General features: G+C 66.2%; 12 protein-coding genes. 6 read left to right on the top strand and 6 right to left on the bottom strand.

Annotated features, from left to right (window positions below; genetic code table 11):
• Positions 1 to 52: 52 nt before the first annotated feature.
• The 6 genes from BI343_RS13410 to recC all read right to left on the bottom strand — a co-directional run bounded on the left by BI343_RS13410 (position 53) and on the right by recC (position 11,855).
• Complete coding sequence (locus BI343_RS13410; protein ID WP_071110062.1) at positions 53 to 934, bottom strand: NUDIX hydrolase; 882 nt, start codon at positions 932 to 934, stop codon at positions 53 to 55.
• Positions 935 to 1,046: 112 nt separating this feature from the next.
• Positions 1,047 to 2,741 carry an exodeoxyribonuclease V subunit alpha gene (gene recD, locus BI343_RS13415; protein WP_139165732.1) on the bottom strand — a complete coding sequence of 565 codons (1,695 nt, stop codon included), beginning with the start codon at positions 2,739 to 2,741 and terminating at the stop codon, positions 1,047 to 1,049.
• 31 nt (positions 2,742 to 2,772) lie between these two features.
• Complete coding sequence (locus BI343_RS13420; RefSeq protein ID WP_139165733.1) at positions 2,773 to 3,513, bottom strand: substrate-binding periplasmic protein; 741 nt, start codon at positions 3,511 to 3,513, stop codon at positions 2,773 to 2,775.
• Positions 3,506 to 4,990, bottom strand: a complete 1,485-nt coding sequence (gene pap, locus BI343_RS13425; RefSeq protein WP_071110064.1) for a polyphosphate:AMP phosphotransferase — start codon at positions 4,988 to 4,990, stop codon at positions 3,506 to 3,508. The genes BI343_RS13420 and pap overlap by 8 nt, the downstream gene beginning before the upstream one ends.
• 65 nt (positions 4,991 to 5,055) lie before the next feature.
• Positions 5,056 to 8,616: an exodeoxyribonuclease V subunit beta gene (recB, locus tag BI343_RS13430; protein WP_071110065.1), complete on the bottom strand. Its 3,561-nt coding sequence runs from the start codon at positions 8,614 to 8,616 to the stop codon at positions 5,056 to 5,058.
• Positions 8,613 to 11,855 (bottom strand): exodeoxyribonuclease V subunit gamma, encoded by a 3,243-nt coding sequence (recC, locus tag BI343_RS13435; protein ID WP_244886649.1) that lies wholly within the window; start codon positions 11,853 to 11,855, stop codon positions 8,613 to 8,615. The genes recB and recC overlap by 4 nt, the downstream gene beginning before the upstream one ends.
• Before the next feature lie 93 nt (positions 11,856 to 11,948).
• Between recC and BI343_RS13440 the strand changes: the two genes are divergently transcribed.
• From BI343_RS13440 to BI343_RS13465, 6 genes are all read left to right on the top strand, one after another.
• A complete protein-coding gene (locus BI343_RS13440; RefSeq protein ID WP_244886650.1) occupies positions 11,949 to 12,452 on the top strand; it encodes a SirB2 family protein in 504 nt (167 codons plus the stop codon).
• A 140-nt stretch (positions 12,453 to 12,592) separates the two neighbouring features.
• Positions 12,593 to 13,039 carry a type IV pilin protein gene (locus BI343_RS13445; RefSeq protein WP_071110066.1) on the top strand — a complete coding sequence of 149 codons (447 nt, stop codon included), beginning with the start codon at positions 12,593 to 12,595 and terminating at the stop codon, positions 13,037 to 13,039.
• Positions 13,036 to 13,545, top strand: coding sequence for a GspH/FimT family pseudopilin (locus BI343_RS13450; RefSeq protein ID WP_071110067.1), 510 nt, complete (start codon positions 13,036 to 13,038; stop codon positions 13,543 to 13,545). The genes BI343_RS13445 and BI343_RS13450 overlap by 4 nt, the downstream gene beginning before the upstream one ends.
• Positions 13,542 to 14,129, top strand: a complete 588-nt coding sequence (locus BI343_RS13455; protein ID WP_139165734.1) for a hypothetical protein — start codon at positions 13,542 to 13,544, stop codon at positions 14,127 to 14,129. The genes BI343_RS13450 and BI343_RS13455 overlap by 4 nt, the downstream gene beginning before the upstream one ends.
• The gene (locus BI343_RS20040; protein WP_071110069.1) at positions 14,126 to 15,949 is read left to right on the top strand and encodes a hypothetical protein; all 1,824 of its coding nucleotides are present in this window, start codon (positions 14,126 to 14,128) and stop codon (positions 15,947 to 15,949) included. The genes BI343_RS13455 and BI343_RS20040 overlap by 4 nt, the downstream gene beginning before the upstream one ends.
• Complete coding sequence (locus BI343_RS13465) at positions 15,946 to 16,323, top strand: type IV pilus modification PilV family protein (protein WP_071110070.1); 378 nt, start codon at positions 15,946 to 15,948, stop codon at positions 16,321 to 16,323. Before BI343_RS20040 ends, BI343_RS13465 begins: the two co-directional genes overlap by 4 nt.
• Positions 16,324 to 16,402: the final 79 nt, after the last annotated feature.

Consider the following 16,402-nt stretch of genomic DNA (forward strand, 5'->3'; position numbering starts at 1 on the left):
ACGGCGTTGCCGGGCTTTTTCATTCGCGCACGCGCGATGCGATAAGCTGGACTCAGGCCAGCACCGCCTCATCCTGGCCCAGGGCATGCCGAATACGCGCCAGCGCGTCGGCCACCGCCGGATTGGCTTGCTGCCAATAGCCCAAGCGGCATAGGCAATCCATGCTGACCAGGGCGGCATCGATCATGAAGCGCTCGGCCACCAGCAGCTGCTCCACCTCCGCCAGCGGCAGCAGCAAGTGCTCCGCCACCTCGCCGTCCTGACAACAGGGCGACTGCCCCTGCGGCAGCCACAAATCGTAGGCGTACAGCCATTCGCGATGCAGGCCGCGCTGCACCGGGCGCTGCGCCAGCAGCAGAGAAGATGGCTTGAGTCCCTGCAGCGACTCGCGCGCGACGCCGGCCTCTTCCCAGCCCTCGCGCTCCAACGCCAGCTCCAGCGTCTCGCCGGCCGCCACGCCGCCGCCAACCAGATTGTCCATCCGGTTCGGGTCCACGGCCTTATGTGGGCTGCGCCGGCCGACCCACATCCGAACCTCTCCGTCCGCCATGCGGCACAAGCCGTTGATATGAACCGCGCGGCTGGTCAAACCCAGCGGCCGGAAGGCGGCGCGCTCCAGTTCGAAAAAGGGCGTGCCGTCCTGGCGGAAGGCGGTGAAGTTTTCGTTGCGCCAGCCGTTCAGCCAGCCGGCCTGCTGCCAGCGCCGCGCCGCCAAGGCCAGCGCATGGCTGATGCTGCGGTAGCTGCCGTCCAGCCGGCAACTGACGCCAAGGTAGTTTTCTTCGAACAGGGCTGACTCATGCTGCAGCAAGCGCGCCTTCCATTGCGCGTTGACGCAACCCATGCGTTCGGCGCCGACGAATAGCGGCGTGAACTGCTGGGAATCGAATCGGCTGATCTTATCCAGATAGCCCAGAACGGCATCCACCTGCATGAACACTCTCCCCCTGCATTTTTTCGGGAAGGCTGCATCTTAGGATGTCTGCCGGCGCTTGACTATTCTTCCTCGCACTATGACGAGAAGTGTTGCATTCCATCCATTGGGCTCAGCGCAAACGGTCGGCCAAGCCGGAATCGCGCCGCGGCGCGGAGGCCGCGCCAGCCAGCCAGACCGCCTCGCTGCCCGCGACGGCAAAGCGGGAACGCGCCCGGGTGATGGCGGTATACAACAGCGCCCGGTTCAACAATGGTCCCACCTGCTCCGGCAACTGCAGCCACACTTCGTCGTACTCCGAACCCTGGCTTTTGTGAACCGTCATCGCGAACACCGTTTCATGCGCCGGCAGGCGCGCCGGGGCAAAGGCCCGCCAGCCGCCATCATCCGCCGGGAACAGCACGCGCAGGCCTGCTTCGTCCTGCAACGCGAAGCCGATGTCGCCGTTGAACAGCCCGAGTCCGTAATCGTTCTCGCTGATCATCACCGGCCGCCCCGGATACCAGTCGCGGCCAGGCTGTTTGAGGCCATCGCGCTCCAGCTTGCGCTCGATGCGCTGATTGCATTCGGCCACCTGGCGCCGTTCCGCCGCCAGCAGCATGAAGGCGGAGAAGGCGCTTTGCACCCGCTCCGGCGACGCGCCTGCCGCCACGGCGCGCCAATAGCCCTCGCGTTTGGCCAGCAAAACCGCATCCTCCACCGTATCCCGCAACGCCACGTCCGCCCAGGCCGAATCGCGCAGCACATCCAGCGCCGCCGCGCCGTCGCCGGCGTTGACCCGGCGGGCCAGTTCGCCGATGCCTGACGCCGCGCCGAAGCGATGGCTGCGCGTCAGCAAGGCGACGCAGTCGGTCAAGGCGCCGGCCTCGCCGCCGCTTTCCAGTTCGGCGCCGCATACCCGCCGCAGCCATTGCCGGGTGGAGTCGCGATAGCCTATGCGCGCGCACAGCTCGCCCAGCACCGCGCCTGCCTCCACCGACGACAGCTGGTCGCGATCCCCCAGCAGGATCAGCCGGGCCTGCGAAGGCAGCGCCTCCACCGTGCGCGCCATCAACGCCAGGTCTATCATGGACGCCTCGTCCACCACCAGCAGATCCAGCGGCAGCGGGTTGCCGCCATGATGGCGCGGCTGCTCCGCGCCGGGACGCAAGCCCAGCAGACGGTGCAGCGTCTCCGCCTTGGCCGGCAGCTGCCGCCTCACCTCCTCGTCCACGTCCAGCTTGTCCCGCGCCGCGCGCACCGACTCGGACAGCCGCGCCGCCGCCTTGCCGGTCGGCGCCGCCATCGCCATCACCAGCGGCCGCGGCGACAAGGCCGCCAGCAAGGCCAGCAACCGCACCACGGTGGTGGTCTTGCCGGTGCCCGGCCCGCCGGAAATCACCATCAGACGCTGCCGCGCCGCCAGTGCCGCCGCCAGCTTCTGCCGATCCGGCTGGCCATCGCCGGCATCGGGAAACAGCCGCGTCAGCAAATCCGACAGCCAGGCCTCGTCCGGCAGCGGCAAAGGCTCGGCCAAACGGATCAGCGCCGCCGCCAAGCGGTCTTCATCATGCCAATGGCGGGCAAAATACAACCGTCCCGCATCGTCCAGGATCAGCGGCGCATACGCGCCGGGCGCGCCGACCAGCGGGCTGGCCCGCAAGGCCTTCAGCTCCGCCCGATGCGCCAGCGGCAGACAGACATGGCCGGCCTGATTGGCGTGGCTCAACTCGCCGATCAAGGCCAGCAGGGTGTCGTCTACATCGGGCAACAGCCGCGAGAACAAGGCGGCCAGTTGCTCAGGCAACTGGGGTGACAATGATTTCATCATAAGTCCGGAGATGGCCATATCGCCGCCATCAGGGGGCGATTGGACCGCGCAGGATGAATAAAGGCTTGAGTTTGCCCTGGTTGTTGAGCGTCTGGATGGCCTGATTGAATCTCGGCAGCAGCTCGCGATACTGCGGATGCAGGCGCAGCATCACCGGCAGGCTGCCTGCCGACTCGGACAACTGGCAAAGGCTGCCCTCGGCCCGTCGGTTCCAGTACAAGGCGCGGCCTCTCTCCAGCGCCGCGGCTTGCACCTGGCCCTGCCGCAGCTTGTCGAGCAGTTCGTCCTCGTTGCTCGATACGTCGCGCTTCAGCCGTTGGGCCTGGAATGCAGGCTCCAGCAAGGGGTATTGCTGCCCGGCCAGCGTGCCTACCGTCCAGCCCTTCATATCCGCCAGCGCAGTCTGAACATGCCCTTTGCCGGGCGGCAGGCACAGCTGGTACTCCACCTCGCCTATCGGCATGGTATAGAAGCCCGCCACCGGCGACAGCGCGCGCCAGGACGGGTTGACGCCGACCTCCACGTCCAGCCTGCCGATCACAAACAGTTGCTCCAAACGCTGCGTCGGGTAGTAGTCGAGCTGAAAGCGGATGCCGCTCTGCCGCGCGATCAACGCCACAGCCTCGCGGTAAGCCTGCTGCAACTCGCCATCCCCTGCCTGGCGCAGCGGTTCGCTGGTGTCGCTCGCCACGCCGGCGCGCAGGATGACCTGCGCCCATGCCGGCTGGCTTAACAGACCCATCAGGCACAACCAGAGCACTCTACTCACTCAACCTTGCCTCCAATGCTTCGCAGATGGTGGTCAGAATCTTGATCCGGGCGAAATACTTGTTATTGGCCTCCACCAGAGTCCACGGCACCTTGCTGGTGCTGGTGCGGTCCACCATGTCGCTGACGGCCTGGCGGTACAGATCCCATTTATCGCGGTTGCGCCAATCCTCGTCGGTGATCTTGAAGCGCTTGAAGCCGGTTTCCTCGCGCCCCTTGAACCGGGCCAGCTGCTCGTCCTTGCTGATCGCCAGCCAGAACTTCAGCACGATGGCGCCGTTTTCGGTCAACTGGTGCTCAAAATCGTTGATTTCATAGTAGGCGCGCATCCAGTCGGCTTCCGCGGCGAATCCTTCTACCCGCTCCACCAGCACCCGCCCGTACCAACTGCGGTCGAAAATGGTGACGCGCCCCTTGCCGGGTACATGGCGCCAGAAACGCCATAACCATGGCTTCAGCTTTTCCTCCTCGGTCGGTGCCGCCACCGGCACCACCCGGTAACGCCGCGCATCCAGCGCCTGGGTGATGCGGCGGATGCTGCCGCCCTTTCCCGCCGCGTCGTTGCCCTCGAACGCCAACACCAGCGAATGGCGTGCGAAGCGCGGATCGCGCGTCAGCTTGCTGAGCCGGCCCTGCAGCTGATCCAGCTTTTTCTGATACGTGTCCTTGTCCAGCTTCTGGTCCAGCACCAGGGTGTCCAGCACCAGCTTGTTGTCTATCGGCGCCAGCAGCGGCGGGGCTTCGGTATGGTCCGTGGTCAGCACGGTCTGGCCGATGCGCTTGCGGATCGCCTCGAGTATGGTGTTGGCGACCGTCAGGCTGCGGTAATTGGCGTCCTCGCCGTCGATGATGATCCACGGCGCATAGGCGGTATTGGTCAGGCGCAGCATGTGCTCGCCGTATTTGCGGATCTTGTCGTAGCGCTCATAGTGCTCCCAGTCCGTTTTGGTGACGCGCCAGCTGGTGGCCGGGTCCTGCTCCAGTTGCTTGAGCCGCTGCTTCTGCTTGTCGCGGCTCAGATGGAACCAGAACTTCAGCACCACCGCCCGGTCCAGCGTCAGCATCCGCTCGAAGCGCAGGATGTCGAAGATCTGCCGGTCGAACGCGTCGCGGTCGCTCCGGTTGAATACCCGGTCAAACAAGGTATCGGAGTAATACGAGCCGAAGAACATGCCGATGCGGCCATTGGCCGGCAGCTCGCTCCAGTAGCGCCACATCCAGGGCCGGGCGCGCGCCTCGTCGTTAGGGCTGTCAAACGCCACCGTGTGGATCAGCCGCGGGTCCAGCCACTCGTTGATCAGGTTCATCGTCTCGCCGCGGCCGGCGCCGTCGAAACCGTGAATCAGGATCAGGACCGGGACATTGGCTTGTTCTTTCAGGTCGTACTGCACGTCGAGCAATGCCTCTCGCAGCGAGGGCATCATCTTGCGAAACGTCTCTTTGTCTATGCGGTGGCCGATTTCGGCAGATTCAAACATGAAGTTCCATCCTTATCCACTTGCTTAGCTTAGTTGCAGTCCACGGTAGTCATCACTGCGTATAACTACCGATCTCCCTTCAGCAGGCCATCCAGCGCGTCGAGCAGGGCGATGGACGGCGAGTCGGCCCACACGCCGCAACCGGCCGGTCCCATGCCGCGCAGGAACAGGTAGCGCACGCCGCCGAAGCGGCCGTCCCAATCCGCGCCGCGCGCGGCGAAGTAGCGCCGCAGCGCCACCAAATAAATCAGGTACTGCAGATAGTATTGTTCGCGCGCCACCGCCTGCAGCAGATTGTCGACGCGATAATCGTCGTAATCGTTCCCCAGATGGTTGGATTTGTAGTCCACCAGGTAGTAGCGGCCATCGATCTCGCACACCAGATCGACAAAACCCTTCAAAAACCCTTGCACCGTGGCGAAATCCAGCGCGCCGGCGGCCGCCCGCAACGGCTCGGCCAACCCATGCTCGGGCTTTTGCAAGACCGCGATCAGCGCCTTCACATCCAGTCGCGTCACCGGCAGCGTGAATTCCAGCTCGATTAGCCGCTTGCCATCCGGGACGTCGCGCAACCTTGCGCCGGGATCGATCTGCGCGTTCAGCGTGCCCAGGATCAGATCGCAGCCGGCATCCAGCCACTCCTGACCGAAGCCATGCCGCGCCAGCGCCTGTTCCGTCGCCGCGCGGATATCCGGCTCCGCCGCGCCGAAGCTGATCTGCTCGAAAATCTCATGCAGGCAGACGCCGGCCTTGGCGCCGCGCGGGAAATGGAAACGGTCCCACTGCGGCTCTGCGGCCGGCTCGGCCTCTCCCGGCCGGGCCGAACGGTCGTAATCCGGCTCCTCGGCCAGATGGCTGCCGGCGTCGTGCGTCAGCGAGGTAAAGCTGGCGATCTTCCATGGCGAGTACAGTTTGCGCTCGAACGGCCGCGCGGCATAGCGGCGCGCGGCGGCGTCCAGGCTGTTCAGCGCCTGCCGGCCTTCATCGACGAGCCAGCGCGCCGCCGCGCCGCGGCCATCCAGAAACTCCCGCAGCTGCGCCTCCACCTGGGCGCCGTCCAGCGCCTGCGATTCCAACTCGGCCAGGCTGCGCGCGCCCGGCGCATGCAGCAGCCACGACAACGCGGCGGTTTCCAGCTCGCGCACCCAGCCCCAGGCCAGGTATTGCCGATACTGGGCGCGCGTCAACGCCACGTACAACAGGCGCAGCTTCTCCGCCAGCATCTCGCTGCGCGCAGCCTGCTTGACGCCGTCGTCGGCCGCCACCTCCGGCGCCAGCCAGGGCTGGCCGGCATCGTGATAGCTCCAGAAGCTGGCGCCGCGCCGCTCCAGCGCGCCGTTCCATAAAAACGGACAGAACACCACCGGGTACTGCAGACCCTTGGAGGTGTGAACGGTGACGATCTTCACCAGCGCCGCGTCGCTCTCCAGCCGCAACACCGCGTCCTCGCCGCGCGGCGGATCGGCCACCCGGCCGGCGAACCAGGCCAACAACGGTGCCATGCCCTGCCGGCTTTCGCTCTCCTGCTGGATCAGCTCGGCCAGATGGCCCAGGTTGGTCAGCCGGCGCTCGCCGTCCGGCAGCGGCAATAGCCGCTCCGCCACCCGCTCGCGGCTGAAATAATGCCGCCAGGCCGCCATGAAGCCGCGCTCGCGCCACAGCTGATGATCCGCGCCGTTCTTGAGCAGCTGCAGTTCCCAGCGCGACTCATCCTCCAGCTCGGCCTTGATCTCGGCGGCATCGAGGCCGGCCAGCTCGGTGGCCAGCGCACGGCGCAGACGGCCCTCGTGCGCCGGCTCCGCCCAGGCCGACAACAGGGCGAGCAGCTCTGCCGCCTCGCGGCTGGCGAACACGCTCTCCTGAGTCAGCGCGACGCTGGCCACGCCGCGCTCGCGCAGCTCGGCGCGCACCCGGTCGCCCTGGCTGTGGGTGGCCACTAGCACCGCGATGTCGCCGCCGGCCAGGGGCCGCTGCGTCTCGCCCTGGACGATGGCGGCGCGGTCGTCCCGCGCCAGGGACAGCAAGCGCGCGATCTCATTGGCGCACGCCTCGGCAGCCGCCGCTTCCGCCGCCTCCTTGCTCAAGGCCTTGTCGCCGGCCTGCAGCCACTGCGCGTTGAAAGCCGCGCGGTCGTCGTCCACGTCCAGATAAGCGCCCGAGGACGGCTGCGCCGCCACCGGCTGATAGGCGATGCCATCCAGCAAGAAAGGCAGCTCGCGGCCGAACAGCGCGTTGACGGTTTCGACCAGCGGCGCGTCGGAGCGGCGGTTGGTATCCAGCGTGTACTGGCGCTCGGCGTCGTGGCGGGCGGAGAGATAGGCGAAGATGTCCGCGCCGCGGAAGCTGTAGATCGCCTGCTTGGGGTCGCCCACCAGAAACACCGGCCGCGCCTGCTCGACGAAACAACGGCGGAAGATGCGGTATTGGGTGGGGTCGGTATCCTGGAACTCGTCGATCAGCGCCACGGCAAAGCCGCTGGCCACTTGGGCCGCCAGCAAAGCGCCGGTTTCCGGATGGTCCAGCGCGGCGCCCAGATCGGTCAGCAAGTCATCGAAGCTGCGGCTCCGCTCCGCGCCGCGCCGCCGCGCCAATTCCTCGTTGGCCCAGGCGATCAGCTCCAGCTTCAGGCCGGCCAGCGAGTTGGCGACCTGCTCCATATACAAACCCCAAGCCGCCAGCCAGGCCTCGACTTGGTCGAACAGCGGATGGGCCGGCGGCTCGCAGGCCTTTTTCATGCCCTTGGCCAGCGCTTCCGGCAGCAGCTTTTCCAGCAGCTTGCGGCTGTCGCTGTCCAGCTCCGGCAAACTGTCCGGCAGCGCCAGCCAGCCGCGCAAGGTCTCGGCTATGCGCTGCATGGTATCGGAGCGGTAAATATTGGCCTTGAAGCCTGGGTGGGCGAGGAAAAGCGCCAAACCCTCCTCCACTCGCGCCGGGTCGGCCGCTAGCGCTTGCCAGCGTTCCTCCGCCAACCGTCGCGCCGTGTCCAGACGGGCCGAGTCCGGCGCGCGCAGCTTCAGGTAGGGCTTGGACAGATACGGGCGGATTTCCGCCAGCCAGGCATCCGGCGTGGCGCCCTGCTCCACCAGCACCTGGGCCAGCAGCGGTTCGGCGATGATGCGGCGGCGCCAGAAATCGTCGACGATTTCCGCCAGCCGCGCCGCGTCGTCTTCCACCAATTCAGCCTGGAAGGTCTGGCCGCTTTCGAAAGCGGCGTCGGTCAGCACGCGCTGGCAGAACCCGTGGATGGTGTAGATGGCGGCGGCGTCGAAGCCGGTGACGGCGGCGATCAAACGCTGCCGCGCCTGCTCGCGCGCCGGCCCCGCGGGAAAACGCGCCGCCAGCGCCTGCAAGAAGCCATCGCCTTCGGCCTTGCCTTCCAGCACGGCCAGCATCTCTGCCAGCCGCTTGCGCAGCCGCTCGCGCAGCTCCGCGGTGGCGGCCTTGGTGTAGGTCACCACCAGCAGTTGGTCCACGGTGGGCGGCGGCGCGCCATCGCGCTCCTCCAGCAGCAGCCGGGCGAACAAGGCGGCGATGGTCCAGGTCTTGCCGGTGCCGGCCGAGGCCTCGATCAGATTGACGCCCGCCAAGGGGCAATGCAGCGCGTCCAGCGCCTGCGGCGCGTTCATGCCTCGCCTCCCTGCAGTCGTTCGGCCAGCGGCAGCAACAGCGTCTGAGCCAATTGGGCGAACAGCGGGTCGTCCAGCGGCGACTGGTGGCGGAAGGCCAGCGCGATGGCCGGCTCGTCTTTCTGCGCCATGCCGTCGCCCAGGATGAAATTCGGCTCCCATTTTTGCCAGGCGGCGGACAAGGCTTTCTCCTGATTCTCCGGGTTCTTGGCCAGCGCTTCGGCATAGGCCCAGCTGGTGCGGCCAAAGAATGGCAAAGGCTGGGCTTGGCCCTGCCGCCAGCGCGCCAGCCATGGGGTCAGCAATCCAGCGGCATCGATTTCGTCGTGCAGCAGCGTGCTGCCGGCGTCGTCGTAGCAGGCGCTGTGGCAGGCGATGCCGGCCGGCCGTGCCGCGCACAGGATCAGATGGCTGAGCCACAGCTCGATGCGCTGCGCGGCGTTCAGTTTGCCGACGATGAAACTCAGCCGCCCCTCCGGCCGCAAGCCGTACAGCTCGCCCACCAGCGTGAAACCGGCAATTTCCAGATGCACCGGCTGCGGCGGCAGCGTCTCGCTGGCCAGCGCGCGCGGCAAGCGGCCGGCCAGGCGCACGCTGGCGCGGCCCTCTTCCTGCAGCCAGGCCTGGCCGAGCTCGCCGCAGGGCAATAGCCCGGCGGCGGCCACCCGCTGGCGCACCGGGACGGACGGCTTGCGGTGCAGCATGGCCTCCACCAGTTGGCGGCGCAGCGTCTGGCTGGCGTCGCGCTCCATCGCAAACGGCTCGCGCGCCGGTTGCGCCTCGTCGCCGCGCCCAACGCGTATCGCCAGCTGATCCGCCAACCAAGCGCGGGCCGGGTTTTGCCAGAAGCGGATGAAATCATGCAAATTGACCAGCGTCGCCGCCGGCTGATCCGGCATCGCCGCGACAAAGGGCCTGGGTTCGGCCGGCGGCGCGGCCAGCGCGGCGGCGAAGGCCAGCTCGAAGCTGGCCTGGCGGGCATCGGCGCCATCGAAGGCTTGCGGCGCGAACGGCTGCAGCGGATGGCGCAAAGTGAGCTTGGCCGCCATGTCCTCGCCGCACATCGCGGACAGGGTATCGAACAGCTCGGACAGCAAGGGCGACGGCGGCAACGGTTCGCCGCTGCGCGCCGACTGACCGACATAGGACAGATACAAGCGGCTGCGCGCCGACAGAATGGCCTCCAGAAACAGATAGCGGTCGTCGAAGCGGCGCGAACGGTCGCCGCGCCGCGGATGGCGCGCCACCAGATCGAAGCTGACCGGCCGCTCGTCGCGCGGATAGGCGCCGTCGTTCATGCCGATCAGGCACAGCACCTGGAATGGGATGGAGCGCATCGGCACCATGGCGCAGAAGGTCACGCCGCCGGACAGGAAGCCTTGCGCGGACGACAAGGACAGCTGGCGCAGCAGCCAGTCGCGGACCACCGCCAACGCCACCGGCTGCTCGAAACCGGCCAGCTCGGCGTCTTCGGCCAACTCGGCGAAGGCGGCGCGCAACAGTTCCAACGCGGCTTCGTCATCGCCGTCCGCCGCAAACAGCGCGTCGCAGGCCCAATGGAAGCGCTGCGCCCATTGCTGCGGCGCGGCGGGAACGGACCACTCGCGCGCCAGCGCATCCAGCGCGTCGTAGAAATTGGCGAAACGCGCCAGCGTTTCGCCCAGCTGGCCCTGGGCCGCGATATAAGGCAGCAGGCCCGCGAACAGGCCGGCTTCGTCGCCGGCCAGGGCCGGCGGCAGCACGGTGCCCAGCAGCAGGCGGTCCAGCCCCCAGCGCCAGGTGTACATCGGCTCGGCCGGCAGGCCCAGCGCCGCCTTGTGCGCCGCGTCGCGCCCCCAGCGGATGCCGGCCTCACGCACCCAGTCCTGGATGAAGCCGAGATCGGCGTCGGCCAGATCGAAGCGCGCCAGCAAGGCCGGGCAATCCAGCAGCGCCAGCACCGCGTCGGCGGCGAAGCGCGAATCCGCCAGCTTCAACACCGCGGCGAAGGTGGACAATAATGGCTGCTCGCGCTCGACGCGGCGGTCGGCGATGCTGTACGGAATGTTGGGCGCGTCGTCGCGGCGGCCGAACACCGCGTCGATATACGGCGCATAGGCGTTGATGTCCGGCGTCAGCACCGCCACGTCGGCCGGGCTGAGCGCGGGATCGTCGGCGAACATCGCCAGCAGCCGGTCTTTCAGCACTTCCAGCTCGCGCATCGGCCCGTGGCAGGCGTGGGCCTCCACCGAGCCATCGGCCGGATCGAACGGCTGCGGGTCTTGTGCAGGATCGTTCAGCTGCAGGATGTCGCGTTGCAGCCGGGCGAGCAGGCTAGCGCCCTTGGGCGCGGCGAACAAGGGCCGCGCGTCCAGCTCAGCGTCCTCGGCGATGAGTTCGAAGAAATCGCGCCCCTGCTTGCCCAGGGACGCCAGCAGCGGATGGCCCTCCGTGGCGAATAGGTCGCCGGCCTGCCTCAGCTTCAGCTTGCGCCGGGCGTCGACGATGTCGCCCCAGTAAGCTTCGCATGGATTCAGCGTGAACAGGCAGACATCGGTCAGCTCGGACAAGCGCTTGACCAGGGCCAGATACATCGGCGCCAGGCTGGCGATGCCGAACAGCGTCACCCGCGGCGGCAGGTGCTCGGCCTTCAGCTCGGCGAAGAACTGGTCCAGCATGCGCACGCGGTGGCGGCCCGGGTCGCTCTCGGCCAGCCGCCGCCATAAAGCCGCTTGCCAGGCTTCATCCTCGCCCAGGCCCAACAGCTCGCCGGCCTCCCAGGCGCGTATCCAGTCCGGACGGAACACCAGGTATTGGTCGAAGATGTCGGCGATTTTGCCGGCCAATTCAAAGGCCGCGCGCTCGCCGCCTTCTAGATAATGCCGCACCGGCCCGAACGGCTCGCCCTGCAGCGTCGGCAACAGCGCCAGCAAGCGCCAGGCCAGCACTTCCGGCACGAAAGCGGATTTCTTCGGCAGCTCCGGCATGACTTTTTGCATCAGCCGCCAGGCGAAGGCAGCCGGCAGCACAAAGTCGATATTGGCGGCGATGCCGGCCTGGCGCGCCAGGTCCAGGGTGATCCAGCGCCCCATGCCGCGGCTTTGCACGATGACCGTTTCAGCGGCGAACGGATCCGCCAGCGGCATGGCCTGGGTCATGCCGCGGAATAGTTCGCCCAGTTGCTCAAGGCGATTCGATTGATAGAGGAACAGCATGGGATTGGCGCGCGTCCGGATGCGGATATGGCCGGATTGTAGCACTGCGCCAGCCATCGCAAGGCCGGCGCCGCGCGCCGCAGGGATTGATATTGATCAACACCAATCCATACCAATGACATACCATATGCGCAATGAATGAATCCGCTCCATTCCTCGCTCTGCGCACGCGCCATGCATGGCGCGCTACAAAACGCCGCGCTCGCCATGTACCATGGCCGGCATCGGCGCGCAGCGCCTTACTCGTCCTTATCCGCCATGTATCCGTATCTGATCGTCAAGCATGCCCATATGGGCTTCGCCATCCTGTCCATCCTGCTGTTCGCCGCGCGCGGCGCGCTGGTGATGGGGGGCCGCGGCCATCTGCTGCAAAGCAAGCCGCTGCGCATCGCGCCGCATGTCATCGACACGCTGCTGCTGGGCTGCGCCATTGCGCTGTTGGCGATGGGCGGCTGGCCCATCCTGCACAGCCCGTGGCTGCTGGCCAAGATCATAGGCCTCGTCGCCTATGTCGCGCTCGGCACCATCGCGCTGCGCGGCGCCACGCCAAAGAGCCGGCGCCTGGCCTTCTTCGCCGCCTTGGCGGTGGTCGCCTACATCCTGCTGGTGGCCAAGACCAAGATGGTGCTGCCGCTGCTGTAAATCCGCCGGCGATCTTGACTGTACGGTTTCAAACTTCTAGTAAACAGATAGGGACGGCGGCAACGCCGTCCCTATCTCATCGCGCCGACGCGCATGTTCCCGCCCCGCCCCAAGCCATTGATGTCGGAGCCTGTGGCCAGATGACCCATTCCCCATGCTTGCCGAAACAGACTCGCGGCTTCTCGCTGATCGAGCTGTTGATCGTGCTGACCCTGTTCGCGCTGATTCTCGGTTTCGCCATCCCCAGCTACCAGGGCTATATGCAGCGCAGCCGCCGCAGCGACGCGCTGGACGCGCTGCATCAGCTGCAGCAGGCGCAGCTTCGCTATCGCGGCTTCAACCAGGACTACGCCGACGCCATTGAGAAGCTGAAAACGCCGTTTGCCGGCGGCATCAGCGCCCAGGGTTATTACCGGCTGGAAACCGGCGTGCCAAGCAAAGCGGATGCCGCCTCCAGTTACTTTATCCGCGCCATCGCGGTTGCCGGCGGCGCGCAATCCGCCGACGCAGAATGCCAGACCATCACGCTGACCCAGCGGCAGCACACCGTCACGCTGGAGCCCTTGCCCTGCTGGGGCCGTCGATGAAATCCCGTTGTCGCGGCGTCACCCTGATCGAGCTGCTCGTCACGCTGACGCTGCTCGCGGTCTTGCTGTCGCTGGCGCTGCCGGCCGTGGGCCCGTGGATCGCCCGCCAACAATTGCAGGGCGCGCAGGACGATATCCACCAAAGCCTGGAACTGGCGCGCAAGCTTGCCACCACCCGCCAGAAGCTGGTGTGGGTGGAATTCAGCCAGCAGAAGGACGGCTGGCTGATGCGGGTGTCCGAACAAAAAATCGCCAGTGGCTGCGACGCCAGCCGCGACTTGCGCTGCATAAGCAGCGCACAGCATGCCGGCATCGCCCTGAGCGCGCCGGGCGAAGCCCTGCCGCTGCAGCTGGCGTTTTCGCCGCTGCGCGGCATGCCGCAAGACGCCGACGGCCCGCTGCAGCACGAAATCAAGCTGCAGCTGCGGCGCGCGTCCTGCCAGCCGGCAGAGTTGCAGCTGCTGTCCACCGGGCTGATCCAAAACGGGGCCGTGCGGTGTCCATGAAAGCGATGCGCGGCGTCAGCCTGCTGGAGCTGCTGGTGGGCATGACCATAGGCCTGCTGCTGCTTTTGGCGATGTCCAGCCTGCTGGTCAACCTGCTGGGCGGCCAAGCGCATGACCGCCGCCAAGTCCAATTGGGCGCGATGCTGGACGCCTCGCTGTCGCTGATGGCGATGGAGCTGCGGCGCGCCGGCTACTGGAACGGCAACGGCGATGCGCAGAACAATCCCTACCGCCAGCTGTTCATCGAACAGGGCGGCCGCTGTTTGCGTTACGCCTACGACGCGCCGCCGCCGCAAAAGAATGACGGCAAGCGCTTCTTCGCCTTCCGCCTGCATGGCAGCGGCCGCATCCAGCGCCTGACGACCGATCAGAAAGGCTGGAGTTGCAACGCGGCAGACGCGCTGTGGGATGATCTGAGCAAGACCGATATCGGCGTCATCGACTCGCTGCGATTCTCCGCCGATGGCACCCATGCCATTGCCCTGGACGTGGCGGCGCATGCAGCCGGCAGCGCCGGCGAGGAGAAGCTGGACATCCACACCAGCGTCACGCTCCGCAATCAGCCGGCGGTGAGCGTCCAATGAGCAGCCAGGCAAAACAAGGCGGCCTGGCCACGCTATTCATGGCATTGACGCTGCTGGCGCTGGCCAGCCTGGTGCTGCTCGCCGGTTCGCGCCAACTGGTGCTGGCGCATGCCAATGCGCAAAACCAGCAGCGCTACCACCAGGCACTCAATTATGCGGAACAGGGCCTGGCGGAAGGGCAGGCTGCGCTGGCCAGGGGCGAATCCTTTGCCACGCGCAAAGACAAGGATGGCCATTACGAAGTGGTGAACACGCCCGGTCTTCCAAGCGGCCTCGTCAAGCTGGTCAGCACAGGCTTTTACGATGGCCACGCGGTACGGGTGCAGCGGGTTTTCCAGCAAAGCGAGGGCGGCGGCGAAGACACGCGCGACGCGCTCAATATTGTCGGCGACCTTAACATGGGCGGCGACTTCAAAGTGCTCAGCGACACGCCGGTCAACATTACCGTGGATGGCAAGGTGAATATCGGCGGCAGCGTGCTCAATATCGACACCTTGCAGAGCACAGGCAGCATTACCATCACCGGCGACCAGACCCTCAACACGGTCTACGCCAACGGCGACATCAGCCTGAGCAACGGCCGCTACCAAACGGTAAAGGCGGGCGGAAATCTTATGCTGACGGGCAGCGCCCAGGTGGACAAACTGGCCAGGGTCAATGGCAAGGCCGAATTTCTGAACACGCCGGGCGACATGGCGGTCGCCCAGGCAGAGATCAAAGGTGATGTGACGGTCAACATTGGCGGCGCCCGTTTCGGCACGCTGGAAACAGAGGGCAAAGCCGATATTCTGATGTTTGACCGAATGCAATCAGCACGCGCGCTTGGCCATCTGAACGTACAAGGCGCCGGTCAGCTAGATGTCGGGATCACCCGCAGCACTTACAGCTCTAGCATCCCTCGAAACATTAGCATTAATCCCATGCTGCCGATTCAACTGCCAGCCGTTCCCAAAATAGTGCCGCGCAAACCGCGCATCGACGCCAATGATTTCCGTCTCGAGGCGCACTACCGCTTCGAGCGCGATGCGCAAGGCATCCTGGTGACGGTCCGCCAGGTCAAAGGCATCCCGGACGGCCCTTACCGGCTGGGCAAGGCCGCGGACAGCCAGCAACCCAACCATCTTTGCCGCGAGCTGGATGGCGTCGGCCGCTGCCTGGGCGGCCGCCCCAGCTACCTGATCTGCAAAGGCCACGATCCCAACACCAATGATTGCTTCGAGGCCAGCGCCCCCGGCCGCTGGAAAATCAACGGCACCACCATGGCTCCCGGCGCGCTGTGGTTCGACGGCGATCTGGAAATCGGCAACGGCAGGTATCACAACACCTTCCTCGCCACCGGCAATATCGCCACCAGCGGCAACCATGTCAGCTACGCCCTCAACTACCCTTACCCAAGCAAAGTCGATATTTGCCACGACGCCGACTTTCCCGACACCTACCCGCTGGACTACTGCCCTGGCGGCGTGTTCCAGAGCCGGCCTCTGGGCAATGTGGCGCTGCTGGCCGGCAGCTATCACGGCGTCACATACCATGGCGGCAATATCATGCTGGGCGCGTCCAGCCAGATATACGGAAACGTGTGGGCGGGCAATCTGCTGCAAACGGACGGCAGCACCGCCATACACGGCTACGTCGCCGCGGCCAGGCAAGGCTCAGACGGAGGCCAGCATCAATGGGGCGCCAGCACCACCATAGACCTGCGCAGCCTGCCCGAAAGCTTCAAACCCGGGGTCGATCCCGGCCAGGGCGGCAACAACGGCGGGAAAAAAGCACTGACGGCGCTGCCCTACAGCTGGATGGACAGCGGAGTCGGCTCATGAGACGCCAAACCGGATTCACCCTGCTGGAAATGATGATCAGCCTGCTGGTGCTGGCGGTTGGCGTGCTCGGCCTGCTGCGGCTGCAAACCGAGCTGCTGCACAGCCAGATGGCCGCCAACGACTACAACACCGCCACCAATCTGGCCCAGGCCGTGCTGGAGCAGCGGCATAACGGCGCGCTCATCGACTGCGCCCAAGCCGACTACGCCGCGTTTCGCGACAAGGGGGCGCTATCGCGCTTCCGCTGCCGCAGTCTCGAAAAAGGCAACACCCTCACTGTCGACATGCAATGGACAGACAGCCAGGGCGATGAGAACACGCTGAGTCTGAGCGCGCCCACCGTCCTGAACGTCGTCCCGCCGCCGGCCAAGTGACTGCCGGGCTTGACCCAAAACAAGGGCTGGCCCGGCGGCATCTGCTACTGTCGCCGCATTTCCCCTATCTGTGACTTTC

The organism is Chromobacterium amazonense (genome assembly GCF_001855565.1).
Taxonomy (GTDB): Bacteria; Pseudomonadota; Gammaproteobacteria; order Burkholderiales; family Chromobacteriaceae; genus Chromobacterium; species Chromobacterium amazonense.